Raw genomic sequence first — 2,942 nt, forward strand, 5'->3', positions numbered from 1 at the left:
CGGTGAGCGGCGGGCGGCGCGTGGTCGCGGGCTCGCTCCGGCCCTGGCGGGCTGGCAGTTCGCCCGCCGTCCGCGGCGCGGCGCGAGCGCGGTGCTGCTGCTGGTGCTGGCCGTGGCGATGGGGATGTTCGCGATCGGGCAGGGCGCGAGCTGGGACCGTTCACAGCGCGACCAGGCGGACTTCACCGTCGGCTCCGACATCAGGGTCACCGGGATGACGACCCCGCCGTTCGGGCAGGCCGGGATCTACGCGAAGGTGCCGGGCATCACCGCGGTGGCCCCCGCGGCCCGCGACGAGGTCCTGCTGACCCAGCAGCGCCACGCGACGGTCCTGGCCATCGACACCCAGCAGGCGGGCAGGGCGATGCGGTTCCGCTCCGACCTCACGGCGGGGCGGCCGGTCGCCGAGCTGCTCGCGCCGCTGGGGGCGGGCGGGAAGGGCGGGGCCGCCGGGAGTAGCGGGGATTCGGGTGGGTTCGGCGTCCCCGGTGACGCGCGCCGGGTGGAGTTCACCGCGTCGCTGCGGGCGGTGGACAGGCACGGCCGCCGGATCGCGTCCGCCGACGGTCCCGACCGCCTGACCGCCGCGCTGACGGACGCCACGGGTGTGGTGTACGAATTCGAACTGGGCGATCTGCCGCCGGACGGCGCCCCGCACCGCCTCACCCTGGACCTGGCGTCCGCGGCGGGCACGGCGGGCGGCGGGCCGGCGGGACCGCTGCGGCTGACGCGGATCGACACCGCCTTCTCACTGCCGGGCGTGAACGAGACGCACCAACTGACGGTCTCCTCCGCGCGGGTGGTCGGGCCGGACGGCAGCGGTGAGGCGCTGAGCGCGCCAGGCGCCGGTACGGCGCGGGGCGCCGATGCGTGGGACGCGCAGGCGGACTTCGACGACCCGAGCCTGGCGGGCGATCTCGGTGCGGTGCGGCCGTCCGCCGGACCGCCCGTGCTGGGCGGCACCGCGCTGCTCGGCCTGGAGTACGCCACCGGTTCCACGCAGGTGGTCCCGAACGGCTGGCAGGCGCCGCCGACCGTCACCGTACGCACCCGCGTCGAGTCGCTGGTGCCGCCCGAACTCCCGGCCGTCGCCACCGACTCGTACCTCAAGGCGGTCGGCGCGAAGGTCGGCGGCACCGTGCGGCTCCAGCTCAACGGTGTGGACATCGTCGCCCGCGTCACGGCCGCCGTGCGCGCGATCCCCGGCACGGCGGACCGGAGCGCCGCGGACGGTGCGCGGGACACGCAGAGCCGTCAGGACCTGGACGCGGGTGCGCTGCTGCTCGATCTCCGGTCCGTCAACCGGCTGTTGGAGTCGCAGGACGCGCGTTCCATGGAGCCCACCGAATGGTGGCTGGCCACCGGGCCCGGCACGACCGCGCGGGTCGCCGCCGCGTTGCGCGCCCGTACCGACGTCGACGTGGTGCTCGTACGGGACGAGACCGCGGCGGATCTGCGGGCCGATCCGCTGGGCGCGGGACCGCAGTCGGCGCTGCCCGCCGCCGTGGTCGCCGCCGCCGTACTGGCCGCGGTCGGCTTCGCGGTCAGCGCGGTCGGCGCGATCAGGGAGCGCAACGGTGAATTCGCGGTGCTGCGCGCCCTGGGTACTCCACGCCGCCAGTTGGCCCGGATGATCGCCGCCGAACAGGGGACGCTCGTGCTGATCTCGCTCGTCGTGGGCGTGGTGCTGGGCGCGCTGCTGACCCGGCTGATCACCCCGCTGGTCGTGCTCACTTCGCAGGCCGTCCGGCCCGTCCCCGGTCTGCTCGTCGAGATGCCCGCGGGGCCGCTGGCCGGACTGCTGGGCATCGTCCTGACCGCGCCGCTGGTCGTCGTCCTCGCCACCGCGGTGCGCCGCGGCGATCCGGCGGCGGCGCTGCGGCGGCAGGGGGAGGACTGAGATGCCGGACCACAACTCGGTTGGCGGCGGGGGTACTTCGGGGGGCTCTGCGGAGGGTTCTTCGGAAACGGCACCGGACCGGGCATCTGATGGAACGCCGGTGCCCGGTCCTGACGGTGGCGCGCGCGTGGACACCTCCTGGGTACGGGTCAGGCTGCGGTCCGCGCCCGCCGCCGCGCTCGCGACCGCCGTCCTGGTGCTGGTCACCGCCTTCCTCGCCGCGGCGCTCCCCCGCGCGGTGGACCGCTACGAGGACACCGCGCTGCGGCAGGCCGTCCGGGACGCGGCGCCGCTCGACCGCGGTGTCAGCCTGACCGGCCTCTACAGGCCCGAGTTCACGACGACCGAACTGCTGGACCCCACCGCCGTCGACCACGTGGAGAAGGTCTTCCAGGAGATGGCGAAGCCGCCGCTGCGGCTGCGGAAGGACCAGTCCGTCATCGGGGTGCGCGCCTCCGAGGCGCCGGTGCCCGACCACGGGCTGCCCCGTACCTCCGAACTCTTCCCGGCCGCCGGCCTGGTGGCGCAGGCGGGACTGGCCGGGCACGGGCGCCTGGTCGCCGGACGGCTGCCGACTCCCGCGCCGAACGGGGGCGTTCCGGCACCGCTGTCGATCGAGGCCGCCGTCACCGTACGGACCGCCGAGGTCATGCGTCTCAAGGTCGGTCAGACCGTGCACCTGCGCGGCCGCACCGCGACCGCGCTGACCGTCCGGATCTCGGGCATCGTCGCGCCCCGCGACCCGGCCGACGATTTCTGGACCGAGAACACCGACCTGCTGACCCCGCAGCTGTCCGCGCCGCCGACCCCGCCGGGCAGCGAGCCCAGGACGTACTGGCACTTCTCGCTGCTCGTCGACCGTACGGCCGCGCACTCGATGCCGCTGCTGGGCACGCTGGTGACCCGCTACTGGCACCACCCGCTGGTCACCGGCGGCCTGGCCGCGCACGATGTGCCCGCGCTGCAACGGCAGTTGGCGTCCTTCAGCGCGGGGCCCGACTCGGTGGCCCTGCGGCAGGCCACCGACCCCGACATCCGGCTC

The 2,942-nt window shown here is 75.4% G+C and carries 1 protein-coding gene and 1 pseudogene; both read left to right on the top strand.

What is annotated here, in order from left to right:
* Window positions 1-1,900: ABC transporter permease (locus tag BGM09_RS29290; RefSeq protein ID WP_188284736.1), on the top strand; the 1,900-nt coding region annotated here is incomplete at its 5' end.
* 127 nt (window positions 1,901-2,027) lie between these two features.
* Window positions 2,028-2,942, top strand: a pseudogene (locus BGM09_RS29295) (ABC transporter permease); the annotation flags it as partial.

This window comes from Streptomyces sp. CBMA29 (assembly GCF_014596445.1).
In the GTDB taxonomy this organism is placed as follows: Bacteria; Actinomycetota; Actinomycetes; order Streptomycetales; family Streptomycetaceae; genus Actinacidiphila.